Source organism: Streptomyces sp. 3214.6 (assembly GCF_900129855.1).
GTDB lineage: Bacteria > Actinomycetota > Actinomycetes > Streptomycetales > Streptomycetaceae > Streptomyces > Streptomyces soliscabiei.
In genome coordinates this window covers 9165719-9186912 of record NZ_LT670819.1, presented here as the reverse complement: position 1 = coordinate 9186912, position 21194 = coordinate 9165719, and the positions used below count along the sequence as shown (strand labels likewise).

The following is a 21194-nucleotide window of genomic DNA, read 5'->3' as shown; positions in this document are numbered from 1 at the left end:
TCATGACCATGCACGTGCCCCCGCTCCGCTGGTCCGGAGAGGGGTACCCGAGCACCGACTCCGCGAGCGTCTACCAGGCTCTGGCCGAACTGGAGGCCCCCTGCTTCGTCGTCCGGACCCCGGGCGGAACCGGTGTGGTGTCCGGCGGCGCCGCGGTGGCCGGCGGAGCGGGACCCGAGGTGCTCGCCGCGGCCCAGCCGCTGCCGCCGCACCGCCTGGGCTCCGCCGCGTTCCTCGCCGCCCACGGGGTGAGCCAGCCGTACATGGCCGGCGCCATGGCGGGCGGCATCGCCTCCGCGGACCTCGTGATCGCGCTGGCCCGGGCCGGGTGTCTGGCGTCCTACGGCGCGGCCGGCCTGCTGCCGGAGACGATCGCGAAGGCGCTCACCCGGTTCGCCGCCGAGATCCCCGGTCTGCCGTACGCCGTCAACCTGATCCACTCGCCGAGCGAGCAGCGACTCGAGCGGGAGGCGGTGGAGCTGTTCCTCGCGCACGGTGTGCGCTGTGTCGAGGCGTCCGCCTACATGGATCTCACCCAGCACGTGGTGCGCTACCGGCTGGCCGGGCTGACCCGGGGCGCCGACGGCCGGGTGATCGCCGGGAACCGGCTGATCGCCAAGGTGTCGCGGCCCGAGACCGCGGAGCGTTTCATGCGCCCCGCGCCCGCGGCCCTCGTGAGCGCGCTGCTGGCGGAAGGGCTGATCACCGCGGAGCAGGCCGGGCTCGCCCACCATGTGCCGCTGGCCGACGACATCACCGTGGAAGCGGACTCCGGCGGCCACACGGACCGTCGGCCGCTGCCGGTGCTGCTGCCCACCCTGCTCAGGCTGCGGGACGCCGTCCAGCGCGAGCACCGCTACCCGGTGCCGGTGAGGGTCGGTGCGGCCGGTGGACTGGGCACCCCCGGGGCGGTGGCCGCGGCCTTCTCGATGGGCGCCGCCTATGTCGTCACCGGGTCCGTCAACCAGTCGTGCCTGGAGTCCGGGGCGTCCCCGGCCGCGCGGGCGAAGCTGGCCGAGGCGGGCATCGCCGACTGCGACATGGCGCCCGCCGCCGACATGTTCGAGATGGGCGTGGAGCTCCAGGTGCTGAAGAAGGGCACGCTGTTCCCGATGCGCGCCCGTCGCCTGTACCAGCTCTACCAGGCCTTCGACAGCCTGGAGGCGATCCCGGCAGACGAGCGGGCCAAGCTGGAGCAGCAGATCTTCCGGCGTCCGCTGGAGGAGGTCTGGCAGGAGTGCGTGGGCTACTTCGAGCGCCGCGACCCCGAACAGCTCACCCGTGCCGCCGGCAATCCCAAGCGTCGGATGGCGCTCGTCTTCCGCTGGTATCTGGGCATGGCCTCACGCTGGGCGGTGACCGGTGACGAGGACCGGAGCATGGACTACCAGATCTGGTGCGGCCCGGCGATGGGCGGCTTCAACGACTGGGTGACCGGCAGCTATCTGAAGAACCCCGCCAACCGCAGGGCCGCCGACGTGGCGCATCACCTGCTGCGGGGCGCCGCCTTCCACACCCGGCTGGCCCAGTTGCGCGTCGCCGGGGTGGGCATCCCGTCGGCCTGCGCCGACTACCGTCCGGTTCCGCTGGAGACCCCGGCGGGCCAGACCCCGGCAGGTGCCCGATGAGCGCGCTGACGCCCGAGGCGCTGGAGGAGACGCTGGGCGATCCGTACGACGACGACAATCCGTACGGGTTCGCGGCGGCGGTGGCCCGCGACGAGGCCGACGCGTTTCCCGAGGAGCTGTGCGCGGCGCTGCGAGGGACGGGCTTCCATCTCGCCTATCTGCCCCAGGAGTGGGGCGGTTCCTTCGAGACGTTCGACCGCAGCATCGCCCTGGTGCGGGCCGCCTCCCGCCGCGACGTCAACGTCATGCCGGGCACCATGTTCAGCATCATCGCCGCGAGCTGTCTGCAGATCCACGGCAGCCCGGAGCAGCGCGAGCGGGTCGCGAAGATCCTGCGCGACGGCGGGGCGGTGGCGTTCGGGCTGTCCGAGGCGGAGCACGGCAGCGATCTGCTGGCGGGCGAGGTACGGCTGGCCGACGACGGGACGCTGCACGGCGAGAAGTGGATGGTCGGCAACGGGCAGCGCTGTGCCGCCGTCTACGTGGTGGCCCGGACCGGGGAGCGCGGGCCCGGTGCCTTCTCCTCGTTCCTGCTGGACGTCGACGAGTCGGCGGAGATCAGCGGCCTGACCCGGGTGCCCTCGCCACGCACCGGCGGGATGCGTGGCATGGACTTCGCGCATCTGCGGTTCACCGGACTGCCGGTGCCGGAGGCAGCCCGGGTCGGCAGGGTGGGCGAGGGCCTGGAGGTCGCCATCAAGGCGCAGCAGGCGGTCCGGCTGATGAGCATGGCCGGCTCGCTGGGCATCGCGGACTCCGCGGTGCGGCTGACCCTGGACTTCGCCGTCGAGCGCCGGTTCGGGCGGGCCGTCCTGTGCGAGACGCCGTATGCGCGCCGGGATCTGGCGGCCGCCTCGGCCGCGCTGATCGCCGTGGACGCGGTCGCGCTGGCCGCGGCCCGTGGGGTGCACGCGCTGCCGGAGGCCTTCAGCGTGTGGGGTCCGGCGGCCAAGCACGTGGTGGCCGAGGCGAGCGAGGAGCTGGTCCGGCGCTGTGGGACGGTGCTCGCCACACGTTCGGTGCTGCGGGCCGGGGCGCCGGGCGCCGGGCTGTTCCAGAAGCTGCAGCGCGACGCCCAGGTGGTGCGGGTCATCGACGCCAGCCCGCTGGCCAACCTGCGTTCCTACGCGGGGCAGATCCGCACGCTGTCGGCCGGCGGCACGGAGGTGAAGCCGGACGTGCTGGAGAGCGTCTTCACGCCGGGCGCCCCGCTCCCGCCGTACCGGCCTGCCCTCTTCGATCTCGTCACCCGTGGCGCCGACCCGGTGCTGGGCGGCCTCGGAGAGCTGGCCGAGGCCGTCGGCGAGGTGCTGCGGGAGGACGACGGCCCCACCGCGGGGCTGGTCGCCGAGCTGGCCGGGCAGGTGGCCGCGCTCGGCGTGCAGACCGAGCGGGCCACCGCCCGCGGCGCCGACCCGAACGACCTGGTGGACCTCGCCGAGCGGTACGCCTGGCTGCACGGCGCCGCCGCCTGCCTACGCCTGTGGTGGGCGAACCGGGACCGCTCCCTGTACGGCGCGGCACCGGGCTCCCCCGGCTGGCTGGGCGCGGCCCTCGGCTATCTCCTGGCCCGTGCCGACGGCACCGACCCGCGCCGGCGCGGCACCGCGCTGCTGCCCGCGCTGGACGCGGTACTGGCGCTGCGCGAGAGCAACCGGATGTTCACCGCCCTGCCCGTCGCCCTGGCCGCCCGGCGGCACGAGACCTCCTGACAGGAGCACCCATGCCAAAGAACGAACTGACGGCGCTCGCAGCGCGGTTGGAAAGCTTTCTCGGTGATCCGCACGATCCGTCCAGCCGGATGCCGTTCGACCAGGTGATGGCCTACGACGAGCGGGAGGAGTACCCGTTCGCGCTGGTCAGCATGGTGCGCCGGTGGGGCGTGCCGGAGTACTCGCTGCCCGGCGCCCAGGGCGGCAGGGCCGGGAACGTGGAGACCGGGTTCAACCTGGCGCGGATCGTCGCCCGCCGCTGCTCGTCCACGGCCACCGCCATGGTGATCAACAACCTCGCGTTCATGCCGGTGTGGATCGGTGGCACGGACGAGCAGAAGCGCCGGCTGATCGCGGACATGAAGGACGGCCACAGCATGTCCTGGGGGCTGTCCGAACGCGCCCACGGCAGCGATCTCCTGGCCAGTGACATGACCGCCCGCAAGGTGGACGGCGGCTATCTCGTCAGCGGCGAGAAGTGGCTGATCGGCACTGCCACCATGGCCGACCGGATGACGCTGTTCGTGCGGACCGGCGAACGGCCCGGACCCGGGGCCTTCTCCATCCTCGTCCTGGACAAGGCGCGCACCCCCGCCGACACCATCCGGGAGCTGCCCCGCGAGCAGCTGCACGGGCTGCGCGGGATGGACATCAGCGGGCTGCGCGCCGACGACGCGTTCGTGCCGGCGGAGAACCTGATCGGCGCTGAAGGCCAGGGCCTGGAGATCGCCCTGAAGGCCACCCAGGCCGCCCGCGCGGTCATCAACGGCCTGGCGATGTCGGCGGCCGACACGGCGCTGCGCCTCACGCTGGACTTCACCGAGCAGCGGATGATCTTCGGTCAGGCCGTCAGCGACATCCCCTACAGCCGCCGTCAGCTCACGGAGGCCTTCGCGGACCTGATGATCTGCGACGCGGTGAGCCTCGGGGCGGTCCGCAGCCTCCAGGCGGCCCCCGAGCAGACCAGCGTGTGGACGTCCGTCGCCAAGTACTTCCTGCCGACCCTGCTGGAACGCACGGTGTCCCAGCTCAGCGTGGTGCTCGGTGCCCGCTTCTTCCTGCGCGGCCATCCGCGCTACGGCATCTTCCAGAAGAAGTTGCGCGATCTGCTGGTCGCCAACTTCGCCGACGGCAACACGGTGGTGAACCTGCGCAACCTCGGCCAGCAGCTGGGCGGGCTGCTGGACGGCGCGAGGGGAGCCGACGAGGCGACCAGGGCGCGGGCCGCCGAGCGGGCCGCCACGCTGTTCGGCATGCACCGGCCACTGCCGGTGTACGAGCCGTGGAAGCAGGAGCTGTTCAGCCGGGGCGCGGACGACGCGCTGCTTGCCGCCCCCGACGGGCTCGCCCGGTTGCGGGAGCTGGCCATGGACGCCAAGGAGGAGGAGCGCGGCCAGCTGCTGCGCGCCGCCGACGCGGCGCAGGAACTGCTGGACCACGCCGAGGGGTTGGCCGAGAAACGCACCGCGCTCCAGGCCCGGCTCGGTCGCGAGTACGGCCAGAGCGCCGAGCTCTTCGACCTGGCCAAGCAGTACTGCCTGCTGCACACCACCGCGGCCTGCGTGCTCACCTATGTCCACTCGCACGAGGTGCTGGAGGACCCGCTGCCCAACGCGGCCGTACTGCTGCTCCAGTTGGAGCGGCTGCGCCGGCAGCTGCGCCCGCACGAGTCGATCACCGACCAGGCGGACATCGACGAGGTGATGCGGGTGCTGCGCCACCAGTACCGGGAGCACCGGCTGTTCTCGTACTGGCAGTTCCCGCTGGCCCACAGCTGAGATGACGGACCGACATCTCTGGTTGCTGCCGGAGCCTGCCGCCGCGGCGTTCGTGGCCCGTCTCGGCGGCACGGTCCTGCTCAGCGACGGCGAGCGGGCGCGCTGCGAGCGTACGCGTGTCGCGCGCGGTCGACTGCGCCGGGTCGCCGCGCGGCTGCTGGCGCGGCACGCGCTCAGCGCCCGGTCCGGCCACCCGGTCGGCGCCTGGCGGTTTCGCACCACCGAGGACGGCAGGCCGGAGCTGGAGCTGCCGGCCGGCTCGGGCCTGCGCTTCAACCTCTCCCACACCGACGGGCTGATCGCCTGCGTGGTCACGGAGGACGGCCGGGCCTGCGGTGTGGACGCCGAGGCCTCGCCCGCCGGCGCCGACGCCGTGGCACATCTGCCGCGGCACTTCACCGAGCGGGAGCAGGCCGACCTGGCGGCGGTGGCGGACCCCGAGGCCCGGGCCACGCGGGTCGCCGCGCACTGGGTGCTCAAGGAGGCCTACCTCAAGGCGCTCGGCACCGGGCTGCGCCGCCCTCTGTCCTCGTTCGCGTTCACCGGCCTGTCCGGACCCCGCATTCGCCTTCACGACCCCGAACTGCCCTTCGGGCGCTGGCATTTCGACCTTGTGCGCCCGACCCCGCACCACGTGGTGGCCGTCGCCACCGAAGAGTCCCGCCCCGGCGGGCTGAGCACCGTCACGCTGTCCGGCTGACCCCCGTAAGGAGCTTCGATGTCCCCCACCAAGCCCAGCATCGCCGTCGTCGGCGGTGGCGTCGCCGGCCTCTCCGCAGCGTATGTCCTGCGCGAGCACGCCGAGATCACCCTGTTCGAGCGCGAGGACCGCTACGGCGGCCACGCCAGCACCGTGGAGGTGGAGGACGGGGGCCAACTCCTCGGTCTGGACACCGCGTTCGTCGTCCACAACCGGCCCGGCTACCCCAATCTGACGGGGTTCTTCGACGAACTGGGCGTGACGACCCAGCCGTTGCCGACCGGCTTCAACTTCTTCGACCTCGACTCCGTCTTCCAGTACGGCAGCGCCGAGCTGGACCTGCCGGAGGAGGAGGTGGTCGCGCGCTACCCCGAGTACTTCCAGACCATCTGGCGCGAGGCCCGCCGCTTCCACGAGGAGGGCCGCCGGGACTTCTTCCGCAAGCGCACGAACATGCCGATGGGCGAGTACCTCGACCGCAACGGCTACAGCCAGGAGTTCCGCCACGGCTACTTCATCCTGCTGTGCAGCGCGGTGTGGTCGGTGCCGGCCGAGCTGATCTGGGAGATGCCCGCCACGACCGTGATCGCCTTCTTCATGGCCCACGACGAGGGCGGCCTGGGCGGCCGCCGCGTCGACTGGCGGACCGTGACGGGTGGTTCGGTCTCCTATGTGCGCAAGGTGCTCGCCGCCATCGACCCGAAGGTGCGGCTGTCCGAGCCGGTCACCGGGATCCGGCAGCTCGAGGACGGGGTCGTCGTACGCACCGAGTCCGGTGAGGAGCGCTTCGACCACGCGATCGTCGCCACCCACGCCGACACCACCCGTACGCTGCTGGAGAACCCCACCCCGGCCCAGCAGAAGCTGCTCGCGGACCTGCGCTACAACGCCTCCACGGTGGTTCTGCACACCGACGCCTCGGTGATGCCGGTCGACGAGAAGCGGTGGGAGGCGTGGAACTACGGCAAGGTGACGCTGGACGGGGAGCCGCGCACGTACGTCGTCTACTACATGAACAAACTGCACGACTTCGAGTCGACGACCGACTACTTCGTCACGCTCGACTATCCGCTGCCGATCCGCGAGGAGTCGGTCATCCGGACCTTCCACTACGAGCACCCGGTCATCGACATGGCGATGCGCGACGCGCAAGCGACCATCTACGACGTCAACGACGGCCCCCGGGTCAAGCTGTGCGGCTCGTACTTCCACTCCAAGCAGCAGTACCACGACCAGATCGGCTCGCACGAGGCCGCGTTCTCCTCCGGCAAGGAGGCCGCCGCCCAACTACTGCGCGAACTGGGCCGCCAGTGACCTGAGTCGGAGATTTTCGGGTAGTTCTCGAGAGCTGCCTGGCGTGCCGGAGGCCGGATTCCAGCAGGCCGGGCCGGGCCTCGCGGCCGCACGGCATCCGGCTGATGGCGCCGATCCAACGAAGAATCTCTGACTCAGGTCAATAGGCCTGTCCGGCGGATCAAGTCACAGGAAGGCAGCGGCATCTGATCGACGCAGGTGAGCGGGGAATGGTGCGTCCAACTGCAACGCCGCAGGTGGGCGTGCCATTCCCCGCGTCTTTGGCATGATCCGTCGGGCAGGCCCTAGGGAGCGTGGCGGCGGGCTGATTCGTTTTCCTGGGCCATGCGCCTGAGTGCCATCAGGGCGGGCTCCAGGAGGACGGTCAGCAGGAGGGCGCGCTCGGCGGCCTCCAACGGGTCGTCGAGACCGGTGAGTTGGTCGAGGTCGAGGACCGCGGTGCGCTCGGCGAGCTGCGCGTACGGCAGGAGGGTCCGCCAGTCGAGCGGGACGCCGAGGGCGCGCAGGGAGCCGAGGGTCTCGGCGAGGGCGGCCCGGGCGGGTGCCGACGCGTGCACGTCCCAGTCCAACTCCTTGACCAGTGCCTCGACTTCGGCGGCCTCACACGCGTCGTCGGAGGGCGCCTCGCCCACTCGGATGGCGCCGAGGGCGACGCCCAGCAGACGGTGGGTGTCCCCCGTGTACTCCGCGAGGGCGTCGAGCACCTCCCGGGTGGTGCTGACCGACAGACCGCGTACGCCGGTCAGGGCTCGGATCAGGCGGAGTCGGCGCAGGTGCTGGTCGTCGTACTCGGCCTGGGTGGCGGCAGTCTGACGGCCGGACGGGAGCAGGCCCTCGCGGAGGTAGTACTTGATCGTCGTCACGGAGACGCCACTGCGGCGGCTCAACTCGGAGATTCGCATGCGGTTCGGCTCCGGTTCGGTCGTTCGGCCTTGCACTTGAAAACTGGATACCTCTACTGTCTAACATAGATAGTAGAGGTATCCAATTTTCCTTCGCGCCGCCGGAGAGAAGGCATCAGCCATGCCCACCCTGCGCTGGACCACCGTCAGCACCCCCGCACCCGACACCGAGGCGTTCGTCATGGCGTCCCGGCTGGAGGTCCGCTCGCTCAGCGACGTGCCGCGTTTCTTCCTCAAATCGCTGGCCGCGTGGAAGCAGGTGTCCGGCGCGCCCGGCGCGTACGGCGCCTCCCTGATCGCCCAGCCCTTCAAGCGCACCTTCTGGACCCTGTCGGCCTGGGAGGACAAGGACGCGCTCTACACGTACGCGAAAACCGAGCCGCACCGGTCGATCATGAACGGGCTGCGGCCCACGATGAAGGACTCGGTCTTCACGTTCTGGCAGGTCCCCGCCGCGGATCTGCCGATCGACTGGAAGGACGCCCGGCGCCGCCTCGCCGAGCAGGAACGCACCGGTGCCTGACACCCCACGCCCAGGGCCTCTCGTTTGGATCATGCTCGCGGGCCCTGGCACCGCACCTCGCCGCGTTGTCGTCGGTCACCAGCGCTCCGCCCTGACTCCCTCCTCCGCCTTGCGATGCACCGCACCAGACCCCGCTCCCTGATCCGGCCTGATCCAAACGAAAGACCCTAGGAGAGTCCCCCGCCATGACGCTGTCCGAAGAAAGCCCGGTCCTCGACGAGCCGGCCGCCTCCGCCCCCGACGCCGGGGGCCGGCGCATACCCCTCTGGCTCGCGATCGTCGCGGCGAGCGTGCCGATGTTCATGGTCGCGCTCGACAACCTCGTCGTCTCCACCGCCCTGCACACCCTGGCCGTGGACCTGGAGGCGAACACGCAGGAACTGCAGTGGTTCGTCAACGCCTATGTGCTGAGCTTCGCCTGTCTGCTCATGACCGGCGCCGCGCTCGGCGACCGGTTCGGGCGGCGGATGGTCTTCGTCGTCGGCATCGCCGTCTTCACGCTGGCCTCCATCGGCTGCGGACTGTCCGACACCAGCGCCCAGTTGATCACCTTCCGTACGATCCAGGGCTTCGGCGCGGCGGCCGTGATGCCGCTGTCACTGACCCTGCTGTCCCACGCGGTGCCGGACCGGCTGCGCGGGATGGCGCTGGGCGTGTGGTCCGGTGTGAGCGGTCTGGCCGTGGCGATGGGCCCGGTGGTGGGCGGCGCGGTGGTCGACGGTCTGGACTGGCGGTGGATCTTCTGGATCAACGTGCCGGTGTGTGTGATCGCGATCCCGCTGGTGCTGTTCGCCCTGCGGGAGAGCTCCCTGCCCGGCGTCCGCCTCGACCTGGTCGGCATGGTGCTGGCGGCGGCCGGTCTGTGCGCGGTGGTGTGGGCGATCGTGCACGGCGAGCCGGACGGCTGGACGTCGGCGAAGGTGCTGGGCGCGTTCGTGGCGGGCGCGGTGCTGCTGGCGGTGTTCGTCGTGTGGGAGTCCCGGGTCGCCGAGCCGATGCTGCCGCTGTCGTTCTACAAGGTGCGGGCCTTCACCCTCACCAACATCGTGTCGGCGACCATGTACTTCGGTGTCTTCGGCTCCCTGTTCCTGCTGGCCCAGTACCTCCAGATCGTGCCGCCACGCACCCCGCTGGAGGCCGGAGTGCGCACCCTGGCCTGGACGCTGATGCCGATGTTCGTCGCCCCCGTGGCGGGTCTGCTCACCGACAAGGTGGGCGGTGGCCGGCTGATGGCCCTCGGCCTGTTCCTGCAGGGTGTCGGCCTGGGCTGGATCAATCTGGTCGCCGACGTCGACACGGAGTACTCGTCGCTGGTCGGCCCGATGATCGTGGCCGGCATCGGCATGGGCTTCGTGTTCGCGCCGACGGCGGCGGTGGTGCTGGGCTCGGTGGCCAAGAGTCACGCGGGCAAGGCGTCCGGCGCCAACACCACGGTCCGCGAGATCGGCGGCGCGCTCGGAATCGCCGTACTGAGCACGGTGTTCGTGGCGCACGGCAGCACGCGGGGGCCGCAGGAGTTCGTGGACGGGCTGCATCCCGCGGTGTGGGTGGGCGTCGCGGTGGTGTTCGCCGGCGCGCTGTGCGCCCTCGGCATCCCGCGCCGCCGCCAGGCTCCCGAAGAGGTCTGAGCGATGCGGATGAGTGCGCAGCCTCTTCCGGCTCTTCCGGCTCTTCCGCGACAAGAAGGCGCTGTTCGCCGTCGCCGCGCACCGGGCGGCGGGGACACCCGCCGCGCCCCTGCGGGAGGCGTCGTACCCGACGGTCCGGCCGCCCTCATGACGCCTTCCCTCCCCTGACCGGCGGTCGGGGCGGACGCCTCTCCATTCCCCCGCCGAGGCGCCCGCCCCGACCGTCCTGCACACCTGAGCAGCGGCCCGCTTGAATGATCGAATGACCCGGGGGTTAGCATATGAGCGCCACCTAGCTCGAAAGATAGGCCCGTGACGCTCAACGACGATTCGTTCACTGACTGGAAGAACCGCGAGGAGATCGCGGAGTCGATGATCCCGATGATCGGGAAGCTGCACCGCGAGCGGGACGTGACGATCCTGCTGCACAGCCGCTCCCTGGTGAACAAGTCGGTGGTCAGCATCCTCAAGACCCACCGGTTCGCCCGGCAGATCGCGGGCGAGGAACTCTCGGTCACCGAGACGCTGCCCTTCCTCCAGGCCCTCACCACACTCGACCTCGGGCCGTCGCAGATCGACATCGGCATGCTCGCCGCGACCTACCGGGCCGACGACCGCGGCCTGTCGGTGGTCGACTTCACCGCCGAGGCGGTGGCCGGCGCCGCGGGCGCGAACAAGATCGACCGTCGTGAGCCGCGCGACGTCGTGCTCTACGGCTTCGGCCGCATCGGCCGCCTCGTGGCCCGCCTGCTCATCGAGAAGTCCGGCTCCGGCAACGGCCTGCGGCTGCGCGCCGTCGTGGTGCGCGGCGGCGGCGACCAGGACCTGGTGAAGCGCGCCTCGCTGCTGCGCCGCGACTCCGTCCACGGCCAGTTCCAGGGCACGATCACGGTCGACGAGGCCAACAGCAAGATCATCGCCAATGGCAACGAGATCACGGTGATCTACGCCGACGACCCGACCGAGGTCGACTACACGGCATACGGCATCAGCAACGCCATCCTCATCGACAACACCGGCAAGTGGCGCGACCGCGAGGGCCTCGCCAAGCACCTCCGGCCGGGTGTCGACAAGGTCGTGCTCACCGCGCCCGGCAAGGGCGACGTGCCGAACATCGTGCATGGCGTCAACCACGACACCATCAAGCCGGACGAGCGGATCCTGTCCTGCGCGTCCTGCACCACCAACGCGATCGTCCCGCCGCTGAAGGCGATGGCCGACGAGTACGGTGTGCTGCGCGGCCACGTGGAGACCGTCCACTCGTTCACCAACGACCAGAACCTGCTGGACAACTACCACAAGGCGGACCGTCGCGGTCGTTCGGCGCCGCTGAACATGGTCATCACCGAGACCGGCGCCGCGTCGGCCGTCGCCAAGGCGCTGCCCGACCTCAAGGCGCCGATCACCGGCAGTTCGATCCGGGTGCCGGTGCCGGACGTGTCGATCGCGATCCTCAGCCTGCGCCTGGGCCGGGAGACGAGTCGTGACGAGGTCCTGGAGTACCTGCGCGAGGTGTCGCTGACCTCGCCGCTGAAGCGCCAGATCGACTTCACCACGGCCCCGGACGCGGTGTCGATGGACTTCATCGGCTCGCGCCACGCCTCGATCATCGACGCCGGCGCCACCAAGGTCGACGGCGACAACGCGATCCTCTACCTCTGGTACGACAACGAGTTCGGCTACTCCTGCCAGGTCGTCCGCGTCGTCCAGCATGTCTCCGGGGTGGAGTACCCGACGTACCCGGCGCCGGCCGTCTGACCGACGGGCATGCGGCCGGCGGTCGCCGGCATCACGCGGAGGGGCGGGGCACTCGTGGAGTGCCCCGCCCCCGCTCGTTCCGGGATCCGTCAGGCCGACGTCTCCGGGCGGCCGGCCTCCGCCCAGTGGGTGTGGAAGGCGCCGGGGCGGTCGGTGCGCTGGTAGGTGTGGGCGCCGAAGTAGTCGCGCTGGCCCTGCAGGAGCGCGGCGGGCAGACGGCCGGCGCGCAGCGTGTCGTAGTGGGCGAGCGCGGCGGAGAAGGCCGGGACGGGGATGCCTCGGCGGGCGGCGGAGGCCACGGTCTCCCGCCAGGGCACCTGTGCGTCGGTGATCTCCATGGCGAACTCCATCTCGCCGAGCAGGCTGACCAGGTCCGGGTCGGCGGCGTACGCGGCGCGGATACGGTCGAGGAACGAGGCGCGGATGATGCAGCCGCCGCGCCAGATCCGGGCGACCGCGCCGAGGTCGATCTTCCAGCCGAACTCGCCGGCCGCGTCCAGGATCATCTTCCAGCCCTGGTCGTAGGCGATGACCTTCGACGCGTACAGGGCGTGCTCGACCTGGGACGTGAAGCGCGTGGCCTCGGTCCGGCTAAGCGGGGGCGTGGTGCCGCCGGGGAGGCCTGCGTAGGCGGCACGCAGTTCGGCCTGGCTGGAGGCGGCCCGGGCGAAGGTGGCCTGCGCGATGGCGGTGACCGGGGAGCCCAGGTCCAGAGCCGTCTGCACGGTCCAGCGGCCGGTGCCCTTCTGACCGGCGGCGTCGGCGACGATGTCGACGAACGGCTTGCCGGTGACGGCGTCGGTGTGGGCGAGGACCTCGGCGGTGATCTCGATCAGGTAGGAGCCGAGCCGGCCCTCGTTCCAGGTGCGGAAGACGTCGGCGATCTCGGCCGGGGTGTAGCCGGCGACCTGGCGCAGCAGGTCGTACGCCTCGGCGATGAGCTGCATGTCGGCGTACTCGATGCCGTTGTGGACCATCTTGACGAAGTGTCCGGCACCGTCGGTGCCGATGTGCGTGGCACACGGCTCGCCGTCGACCTTCGCGCTGATCGACTCGAACATGGGGCCGAGGACGTCGTACGACTCGGTCGAGCCGCCGACCATGACGGCCGGCCCGTTCAGCGCGCCCTCCTCGCCGCCGGAGACGCCGGCGCCGACGAAGTGGAGGCCGCGCTCGCGCAGGGCCTCCTCGCGGCGGCGGGTGTCGGCGTAGTGGGCGTTGCCGCCGTCGATGATCATGTCGCCGGGCTCCAGGAGCGGGGCGAACTCCTCGATGACCGCGTCGGTGACCGCACCCGCCTGCACCATGATCATCAGTCGGCGGGGCCGTTCGAGCGCGGCCACGAAGTCCGCGGCCGACTCGGCGGGGACGAAGGCGCCCTCGTGGCCGAACTCCTCGACAAGCGCGCGGGTGCGTCCGGCGGAGCGGTTGTGGACGGCGACGGTGTAACCGTTGCGGGCGAAGTTGCGCGCGAGGTTGCGGCCCATCACGCCGAGGCCGGTGACGCCGATGGCGGCGGTTGCGTTCACGAGGTACGTCCCTAGGATCGGTGGCGTGGTCGGAGGGGCGCGCGGCCCCCGGTACCCCCAGGTACGCACGGTCGGCCGGTTCTTCTCGATCCCCCACGGATTCCTTGCGCCGATCGGTCCCACCCGACCCCCCGGCCGGACGACCCAGCCCCCGGTCCGGCCGAACCAGCCCACCCCGCCGGACCGGCCCTACCCACCCCCCCAATCGGCCCGACACGCCCGGGCAGTCGCTACCGGCGGCGCCAGGGCAGCACCGTGGGGTCGGCGTGGGTGCTCTCGGCTCGATGCAGGGCCTGGCTGATCGCCTCGCCGATCTCCGCGAACTGGCGCACCTGTTCGGGGGTGAGGACGTCGAACACCACACGGCGCACGGCCTCCACATGGCCGGGGGCGACCTTGTTCAGCAGGACTTTGCCCTCGTCGGTGAGGAAGGCGAGTTGGCCGCGCCCGTCGGCGGGGTCCTCCCTGCGGTCCACCAGACCGACCTCGCGCAGCCGGTTCACCGCATGGGTGAGCCGACTGCGCGTGATCTTCAGCCGCTCGGCGAGCTCCGACATGCCGAGGGTGGTGTCGGGGGCCATGGAGAGATAGGCCAGCACGCTGTAGTCGGCGTGCGTCATCCCGGCGTCGCGCCGCAACTGCCGGTTGAGGTGGTCGGCGAGCAGGGTGGAGAAGTCGACGTAGGCCAGCCAGGCTCGTCGTTCGTCGGCATTGAGCCAGCGGGGCGTCGTGGACATGAGCACACATTACCCACGACACCCCACGTTTGAGACTTCAATCACTAAACGGAGAGTGCCTCGGCCAGCCGGTCCACCTGGTCGGGGTCCGAGGACCAGCAGTACGGCATGACCTCGTCGGCGCCGATGCCGGTGAAGGCCTCGACCGTCTCGCGGATCTCCCGCTCCGTGGTGAGCAGGCCGTTCACCATGTAGTCGGCGCGGCCGGTGAAGGCGTAGTAGTCGAGGAGGTTCCGCCGGGCCTCCTCCATCGTGCTGAGCGGCCCGAGCGCGACATTGATCTGGGCGACGAGACGCGGGCGGCCGGGGCGGCCGTACCTCTCCCAGACGGCCTCCACGTCACGGAACAGGCCGTCCATCAGCTTCGGCGGCAACGCGGCGCCGAGGAAGCCGTCGCCGAACCGGCCGACGCGTTCGACGGCCGCCGGTGCGAAGCCGCCGAACAGCACCTCCGGTCCGCCGCGCGTGAGGGGAGCGGGCCCGATCGGCCCGACGCCTTCGCCGTACGGCTGTCCGGCCCAGGTCCGACGCGGTCCGCGTTCGCGACTGGCGGGGGCGGCGCGCCCGCCGCCCCCGCCAGTCGGTGAGACCCGGGTCAACTGGTGGCGCAGGCACCTCCGTTGAGGGTGAACGCGGTCGGTGCGGTGTTGGTCGCGCCCTTGCCTGCGATGAAGCCGACGGTGACCGAGCCGGCCGCGGGGATGGTGGAGGTGTAGGAGGCGGGGGCGACGCTCACCGCGCCGCCGCTCTGGGTGGCGGTCCCGCCCCACATGTTGGTGACGGTCTGACCGTCGGCGAAGGCGAAGCCGAGCTTCCAGCCGCTGATCGCGGTGGCGCCGGTGTTGCGCAGGGTGATCTCGCCCTGGAAGCCGCCCGGCCACTCCCCCACGACGCGGTAGCCGACGGAACAGAGCACGGCCGGCGCGCTGCCGGTGGTGACGTTCACCGCGGCCGAACGTGCGGAGCGGTTCCCGGCAGCGTCGCGGGCGTAGACGGCGAAGGTGTACGCGGTGTTCGCGGTCAGCCCAGTCACGGTCGCGGTGTTCGTGGTGGACGCGGCGACGGGGGTCTCGGCCGTTCCGTTGATCCGTACGACGTCGTAGCCGGCGACGCCGACGTTGTCGGTGGCCGCGCTCCAGGCGAGGGTGGCGGAGGTCGCCGTCACGGCGGACGCGGTCGGTGTGCCGGGGGCAGTCGGCGCCTGGGTGTCGCCCGGGATGCCGCCGCCGTAGACGGTGGCTTCCTTCGCGGTCTGGGCGATGCCGTTGACGCCGTTGAAGACGCGCTGCCCCCACGAACTGAGCTGCTTGGGATCGAAGTTGAGCGTCAGGTCGAGGATCGGGTCGGTGTTGCCGCTCCAGGACCAGGCCAGGTAGCCGAGCTTGAGCTGCTGGGCGGCGGCCATCATGGTGTCCTCGTCGGGGTCGCCCCACTGATCGGCGGGACCGCCGAACTCCCCTATGAGGATGGGCAGTTTGGCGTTGACGAAGGCGTTCAGATAGTCGGTGATCTCCGCCGCGGTGTCGTAGACGCTGTACATGTGGATCGAGAAGATCAGGTTGCCGGTGGGGTCGGCGGCGTAGACGGACTGGGCGTTGGCCCGCATGACGCCCTGCAGGTCCTGGCCCCAGTTGGGTGCGTCCACCATGATCGTGTGATCGAACCCGGCGTTGCGCAGCTTCTTGATCGCGGCGATGGTGGGGGCGGTCCAGCCCTCTGGGCTGCTGTTGCCCCAGGGCTCGTTGCCGATGTTGACGATGATGTAGTTCTCCTGGCCGGCGAGCACGTCCTTCAGGCCGATCCAGTAGTCGGCCGCCTGGTCGAGCGTGCCGGCCGCGCCGTCCTCGCCGTACCCGGTGGTGTCGTGCACCTCCAGGACGCAGATGAGCCGGTTGGCCTTGCACTGGGCGACGACCGCCGCCACGTCCGCGGCGCTGTTGGCGGTCCAACGATGGCCGTCGGCGAGAACGACGCGCACGGTGTTGGCGCCCATCGCCTTGATGTCGGCGAGCGACTGCTGCGTCTTGCCCTGATACCAGGTGTGGGCATGGTTGACGCCGCGCATGACGAAGTCGTTCCCGTTGCCCTCGACCAGACGGCCGTTGCTGATGTGCAGTCCGGTGGCGAGGGCCTTGGACGACGGCTGGGCCCGGCCCTGGGCCTGCGCGACGGCCGGGCAGAGAGCGCCGACGAGGACCACCAGCCCGAGAAACGCGGCGAGCCTGGTCAGCAGGACGGTCAGGGGCCGCGGGCGGCAGGTGGTGCGCATCGTGCGGCGTGTTGTGACTCTTGTCGTGCTGCGTATCGTGCCTCTTGTCGTGCTTCTTGTCATTCTCACTGCGACTCCAGGAGTGAGGCCAAGAAACGGGCGTATGGGAGCGCTCCCATGAAGCCATCACGTCAAGTACACGTCAAGACGTCGCGCAGGGGGATCAAGGCGGGGGATCCAGGAGGGGGCAGTCCCGCTCGGCCGTGCGGCACTGCCCCCGTACCGGTGTCAGGCGAGGGTGACCTCGACGGGCAGTTTCTTGATCCCGTTGACGAAGTTGGAGCGCACGCGCGGGACGTCTCCGGCCAGGCGGATGTCGGCGAGGCGCGGGATGAGTTCCTCGAACATGATGCGGATCTCGGTGCGGGCCAACAGGTTGCCCAGGCACAGGTGGGGGCTGCCCTTGCCGAAGGTGACGTGGTCGTTGTGCTGCCGGGCGACGTCGAAGTCGTAGGGGTTGCCGAAGACGTCCTCGTCGCGGTTGCCGGAGGCGAACCACATCACGACCTTGTCGCCCTCCGTGATCTGCTTGCCGCCGAGTTCGACGTCCCGGGTCGCGGTGCGCCGGAAATGGTAGACGGGCGAGGCCCAGCGCAGGAACTCCTCCACCGCGGTGGGGATCAGGGACGGGTCGTCCTTGAGCCGGGCGAGTTGCTCGGGGTGCTGGAGGAGAGCCAGCATCGAGTGGGTGATGGTGTGCCGGGTGGTCTCGTTGCCGGCCACGACCAGGAGCAGGAAATAGTTGTCGAAGTCCTGCGCCGAGAGCGGGACTCCGTCGCGTGGAGTGGTGTTGACGAGCTTCGAGACCAGGTCGCCGCCCTCGCCCCCGCGCCGCTGACGTGCCAACTCCCTTCCGTACGCGAAGACTTCGAGTGAGGCGGGCGAGCGGAACGGCAGATCGCGGTACTTCTCGCTCTCCGCGCTGTGCAGCAGGACGTCCGCGTAGTCGGGGTCGGTGTTGCCGATGATGCGGTTGCCCCAGTCGATGAGCTGCTGGTTGTCCTCGGACGGGACGTCCAGCAGCCGGGCCAGCACGTTGATGGGAAAGTCGGCGGACACCTCCTTCACGAAGTCGAAGGTGCCCTTGGCGAGAGCCGCGTCCAGGGTCTTCGCCGTCAGACCGCGCAGGAAGTCGGCGTAACTGTTGATGACGCCGGCGCCGAACTGGCGCTGGATCACGCTGCGCAGGGCCCGGTGACGGACGCCGTCCAGCTCCAGGATGGAGGCGCGCTTCTTGATCTGGTCGTCGTCGACCTCCTCGAGGTTGACGAACCTGGTGGAGGTGAAGGTCTCGGCGTCACGATCGACGCGGGCGATGTCGGCGTGCCGGGTCACCGCCCAGAAGCCGGAGTTGGGGGCCTCCTCGGGCTGCCAGTGCACCGGGTCCTCGTGGCGCAGGGTGTGGAACATGCGCCAGGGGGTGACGCCGTCGGTGAAGTTGTCCAGGTCGGCGAGGTCGACGTCGGCGAGCGGCATGGGCTCGCTCACGGCGGGGGTCAGGATCTCGGTCATGTGTGGCTCCCAAGGGGCACGGTCGTCACGGGTGTCACAGCTGTCGTGACGGTCACAGGTGGTGGGCGTACTCGGTGAACTCCCAGTCGGTGACGTGCCGTTGGAAGCGTTCGACCTCGTTGCGCTTATAGGTGAGGAAGGAGCTGGTGAAGCTCTTACCGAGGAGTTCGGTCAGAGCGGTGTCCGCCTCCAGCGCGTCGAGCGCGGCGGACAGGCTCATGGGCAGGACGGCCGCCTTGGCGGTGTCGTAGCCGTAGCCCTCCAGCGGGGCGGGCGGCTCCTCGCCGGCCTCGATGCCGAGCAGGGCCGCGGCGACGGTCCCGGCGATCAGCAGGTAGGGGTTGGCGCTCGCGTCGCCGAGCCGGAGTTCGAGGCGCGCTCCGGGCCCGCGCTCGGGCGGGACGCGGACCATCGCACTGCGGTTGTCCAGGCCCCAGTCGATCAGCCAGGGCGCGAGGGTGTCGGGGCCGAAGCGCTTGGCGGAGTTGACGGTCGGGTTGGCCAGCGCGGCGAGGGCGGGTGCGTGCGCGAGGACACCGGCGACGGCGTGCCGGGCCTGCGCGGAGAGTCCGTACGCGCCCGCGGGATCATCGAAGGCGTTGCGGCCCTCGGCGTCCTCGCACGACAGGTGGAGGTGGAAGCCGGAGCCGCCGGCGTCGTTGAATGGCTTCGCCATGAAGGTGGCGAGCCGACCCTCCCGGCGGGCCAGTTCCTTGATCGCGGCCTTGAAGCGGAAGGCCCGGTCGGCGGCCGACAGCGCCTCCGAGTGCAGGAGGTTGATCTCGAACTGGCCGCCGTCGAACTCGTGGTTGCCGCTGAGCACGCCGATCTTCAGATCGCGGACGTGTCTCAGGGTGCGCAGCAGGTGGTTGTCGGGGTCCGCGCGCAGCCCCGCCGTGTAGACGACGCCGCGGTCCCGTGCGTAGCGGCGCCAGCCGCCGGCCGGGTCCGGTTCGCACAGGAAGTACTCCAGTTCGGGTCCGACGACCGGACGCAGGTCCCGCTCCCGGCATCGGGCGAGGACGCCCCGCAGCAGGTCGCGGGGCGACTCGGGCGCCGGGGCCCCGGTGGCGGGGTCGACGACTTCCGCGAGACAGGTGGCGACACCGGGCTCCCACGGGAGGGCGACCAGTGTGTCGAGATCCGGTCGTACGGTGATGTCCGGCAGCCCCGCGTTCAGGCCGCCGTCGACCGGTACGACGTCCCCCTGCGGACTGGTGTGGTAGACGGCCCGGCAGAAGGCGAGTCCGTGCTCCATGGCGCGGGGCAGCTCCTCCAGCAGCACGTCCCGGGCCCGGTCGGTGCCCATGAGGTCGGGATAGGTCACCCGGACGACGTCGATGCCGTCGGCGGCGAGCCGCTCCATGGACCGGCGGATGTCTGGGATGTCGTGAGCGCTCACCGATTCTCCTCGGGCGGACGGTGCGGATGGTGCGGACGGTGGACGGAGCCCGCGAGGCGGGTGGGGCGGGCGGCGAGAAGGCGACGCCGGCCGGGGGCGAGGGGAGGCCCTCCGGCATATCGTTTGAACCCGAACGGTAGGGACGGTGTTCGACGTCCCGCAAGGGGGGCGCGTCAAAAATCTATCCACCTGGACAGATATTGACCAGGGCCGAGCCGCTTCCTATGTTGTTTGAAGCCAAACGAGTCAGGGGTCCGGCTTCTCGCACCCCTTTGGCCGGGGCCCGGCCGCAGCACCGCAACGCTGTCGGGCCCCTCTCCTCTTCGCCCGCTCCGACGCCCTCACCCTCTGGAGGAACGGCCATGAAGGTCGTCGTCGACATGAACAAATGCCAGGACCACGGCCAGTGCGTCTTCGCGGCCCCGGACGTCTTCTCGCTGGAGGCCGACGGCCGCCTGGCCTACGTCCCCGACCCCGACGACGCGCTGCGCGACGAGGTCGAGGAGGCCGCGGACGTATGTCCGCTGCAGGCCATCCGGATCGAGGACTGAGGCCCCGTGACCGGAACTGCCACCGAACGCATCGTCGTCGCGGGCGCCTCGATGGACGGTCTGCGCGCCGCCGAACAACTCCGGGCGGCGGGCTGGACCGGCGCCGTCACGGTCGTCGGGGACGAACCCCACATGCCCTACAACCGGCCGCCCCTGTCCAAGGAGGTGCTGGCCGGGAAGGCGCCCTTCGAGTCGCTGGCCTTCACCCCGAAGGCAGCCGCCGCCGACGTGGAGTGGCGGCTCGGGACCAAGGTCGTCGCGGCTGACCTCGACCGGCGGACCGCCGCACTCGACGACGGTTCGTCACTGTCGTACGACGGCCTGGTCGTCGCCACCGGCATGCGGCCCCGGCGGCTGCGCTGCCCGGGCCCGCTCACCGGCCGCCACACCGTCCGCACTCTCGCGGACGCCCAGGGGCTGCGCGAGGAACTGACCCGGCCCGGTGTCCGCGTGGTCGTGGTCGGGGCCGGCTTCATCGGCTGCGAGGTCGCCGCCACGGCCGTCGGCCTGGGCGTCGCCGAGGTGACGGTCGTCGACCCGCTGCCGCTGCCCATGGTCGGCCCGCTGGGCGACCTGGTCGCCCGCGCGCTGCTCCGGCGGCACGAGGAGCGCGGGGTGGGCTTCGCGCTCGGCGTCGGCGTGAGCGGCTTCGAGGGCGACGACGAGGGTCAGAGTGCGGGCGACGGCCGCGTCACCGGGGTACGCCTCGCCGACGGACGCGTGCTGCCCGCCGACGTCGTCGTCGAGTGCGTCGGCTCGGTCGCCAACGTCGAGTGGCTGGACGGCAACCGGCTCGACCTCGCCGACGGTGTGCTCACCGACGAGCACCTGCGGGTCGGGGGACGTCCGGAGGTCGTCGCGGTCGGGGACGTGGCCCGTTTTCCCAACGCCCGCTACGACGGCGTGCCCCGCCGGGTCGAGCACTGGTCGATCCCGACCGACACCGCCAAGCACGCGGCGCAGGTGCTCGTCGCCCATCTCACGGGCGCGGAAGGGGAGTCGGCCTTCTTCGCCCCGCTGCCCACGTTCTGGAGCGACCAGCACGAGTTCCGGCTGCAGTCCTTCGGGGCGCCGGTGCTCGGCAGGGACGACGTCCGTGTCCTGGACGGCGACCCGGACGGGGACGTCGTCGTCGGCTACCACGTCGACGGCCGCCTCGTCGGCGTCGTCGCGCTCGGCGGCCGCACCACCGCCATGGGCGCCGCCCGTTACCGCGCCCAGCTGTTGCGGCAGCCCGCCCTCACCTCCTAA

The 21194-nt window shown here is 71.0% G+C and carries 17 protein-coding genes and 1 pseudogene; 11 read left to right on the top strand and 7 right to left on the bottom strand.

The annotated features are described in order from the left end of the window. Positions 1-2: 2 nt before the first annotated feature. Genes B5557_RS41565 through B5557_RS41545 form a run of 5 tightly spaced genes read left to right on the top strand, consistent with a single transcriptional unit; the run spans position 3 to position 7132 of the window. Positions 3-1628 carry a PfaD family polyunsaturated fatty acid/polyketide biosynthesis protein gene (locus B5557_RS41565; protein ID WP_079664366.1) on the top strand — a complete coding sequence of 542 codons (1626 nt, stop codon included), beginning with the start codon at positions 3-5 and terminating at the stop codon, positions 1626-1628. Continuing rightward, on the top strand, positions 1625-3340 hold the full coding sequence (locus tag B5557_RS41560; RefSeq protein ID WP_079664365.1) for an acyl-CoA dehydrogenase family protein: 1716 nt from the start codon (positions 1625-1627) through the stop codon (positions 3338-3340). The genes B5557_RS41565 and B5557_RS41560 overlap by 4 nt, the downstream gene beginning before the upstream one ends. Before the next feature lie 11 nt (positions 3341-3351). After that, entirely contained in the window at positions 3352-5118 is a 1767-nt protein-coding gene (locus B5557_RS41555; RefSeq protein ID WP_079664364.1) for an acyl-CoA dehydrogenase family protein, read from the top strand. 1 nt (position 5119) lies between these two features. Beyond that, positions 5120-5818 (top strand): 4'-phosphopantetheinyl transferase family protein, encoded by a 699-nt coding sequence (locus B5557_RS41550; protein ID WP_079664363.1) that lies wholly within the window; start codon positions 5120-5122, stop codon positions 5816-5818. A gap of 18 nt (positions 5819-5836) precedes the next feature. Beyond that, positions 5837-7132: an NAD(P)/FAD-dependent oxidoreductase gene (locus B5557_RS41545; protein WP_079664362.1), complete on the top strand. Its 1296-nt coding sequence runs from the start codon at positions 5837-5839 to the stop codon at positions 7130-7132. 284 nt (positions 7133-7416) lie between these two features. Here B5557_RS41545 and B5557_RS41540 read toward each other — a convergent pair whose 3' ends face one another. Then, positions 7417-8034 carry a MerR family transcriptional regulator gene (locus B5557_RS41540; RefSeq protein WP_079664361.1) on the bottom strand — a complete coding sequence of 206 codons (618 nt, stop codon included), beginning with the start codon at positions 8032-8034 and terminating at the stop codon, positions 7417-7419. 121 nt (positions 8035-8155) lie between these two features. Here B5557_RS41540 and B5557_RS41535 point away from each other — a divergent pair, with 121 nt between their 5' ends. The 4 genes from B5557_RS41535 (at position 8156) to B5557_RS41525 (ending at position 11943) form a co-directional block, all read left to right on the top strand. Beyond that, the gene (locus B5557_RS41535) at positions 8156-8557 is read left to right on the top strand and encodes a DUF3291 domain-containing protein (protein WP_079664360.1); all 402 of its coding nucleotides are present in this window, start codon (positions 8156-8158) and stop codon (positions 8555-8557) included. Between the two features lie 185 nt (positions 8558-8742). Further along, positions 8743-10185: an MFS transporter gene (locus B5557_RS41530; RefSeq protein ID WP_079664359.1), complete on the top strand. Its 1443-nt coding sequence runs from the start codon at positions 8743-8745 to the stop codon at positions 10183-10185. Between the two features lie 13 nt (positions 10186-10198). Next, the gene (locus B5557_RS44060) at positions 10199-10336 is read left to right on the top strand and encodes a hypothetical protein (RefSeq protein WP_159424502.1); all 138 of its coding nucleotides are present in this window, start codon (positions 10199-10201) and stop codon (positions 10334-10336) included. A gap of 161 nt (positions 10337-10497) precedes the next feature. After that, positions 10498-11943: a glyceraldehyde-3-phosphate dehydrogenase gene (locus tag B5557_RS41525; protein WP_079664358.1), complete on the top strand. Its 1446-nt coding sequence runs from the start codon at positions 10498-10500 to the stop codon at positions 11941-11943. An 89-nt stretch (positions 11944-12032) separates the two neighbouring features. On the opposite strand, the gene gndA is transcribed toward B5557_RS41525, so the two are convergent. From gndA to B5557_RS41500, 6 genes and pseudogenes are all read right to left on the bottom strand, one after another. Beyond that, positions 12033-13472 (bottom strand): NADP-dependent phosphogluconate dehydrogenase, encoded by a 1440-nt coding sequence (gene gndA / locus B5557_RS41520; RefSeq protein WP_079664357.1) that lies wholly within the window; start codon positions 13470-13472, stop codon positions 12033-12035. A gap of 230 nt (positions 13473-13702) precedes the next feature. Then, positions 13703-14209, bottom strand: a complete 507-nt coding sequence (locus B5557_RS41515; RefSeq protein WP_079664356.1) for a MarR family winged helix-turn-helix transcriptional regulator — start codon at positions 14207-14209, stop codon at positions 13703-13705. 44 nt (positions 14210-14253) lie between these two features. Next, positions 14254-14739 (bottom strand): annotated as a pseudogene (locus B5557_RS43385) (LLM class flavin-dependent oxidoreductase); the annotation flags it as partial. A gap of 65 nt (positions 14740-14804) precedes the next feature. Beyond that, positions 14805-16478: a cellulase family glycosylhydrolase gene (locus tag B5557_RS41510; protein WP_107472688.1), complete on the bottom strand. Its 1674-nt coding sequence runs from the start codon at positions 16476-16478 to the stop codon at positions 14805-14807. Between the two features lie 228 nt (positions 16479-16706). Further along, the gene (locus tag B5557_RS41505) at positions 16707-17990 is read right to left on the bottom strand and encodes a cytochrome P450 (RefSeq protein WP_079664355.1); all 1284 of its coding nucleotides are present in this window, start codon (positions 17988-17990) and stop codon (positions 16707-16709) included. A gap of 52 nt (positions 17991-18042) precedes the next feature. Next, the gene (locus B5557_RS41500; RefSeq protein ID WP_443031377.1) at positions 18043-19356 is read right to left on the bottom strand and encodes a glutamine synthetase family protein; all 1314 of its coding nucleotides are present in this window, start codon (positions 19354-19356) and stop codon (positions 18043-18045) included. A 398-nt stretch (positions 19357-19754) separates the two neighbouring features. Here B5557_RS41500 and B5557_RS41495 point away from each other — a divergent pair, with 398 nt between their 5' ends. Together B5557_RS41495 and B5557_RS41490 are read left to right on the top strand one after the other, a co-directional pair. Further along, positions 19755-19943, top strand: a complete 189-nt coding sequence (locus tag B5557_RS41495) for a ferredoxin (RefSeq protein WP_079664353.1) — start codon at positions 19755-19757, stop codon at positions 19941-19943. A gap of 30 nt (positions 19944-19973) precedes the next feature. Next, positions 19974-21194, top strand: a complete 1221-nt coding sequence (locus B5557_RS41490) for an NAD(P)/FAD-dependent oxidoreductase (RefSeq protein ID WP_079665266.1) — start codon at positions 19974-19976, stop codon at positions 21192-21194.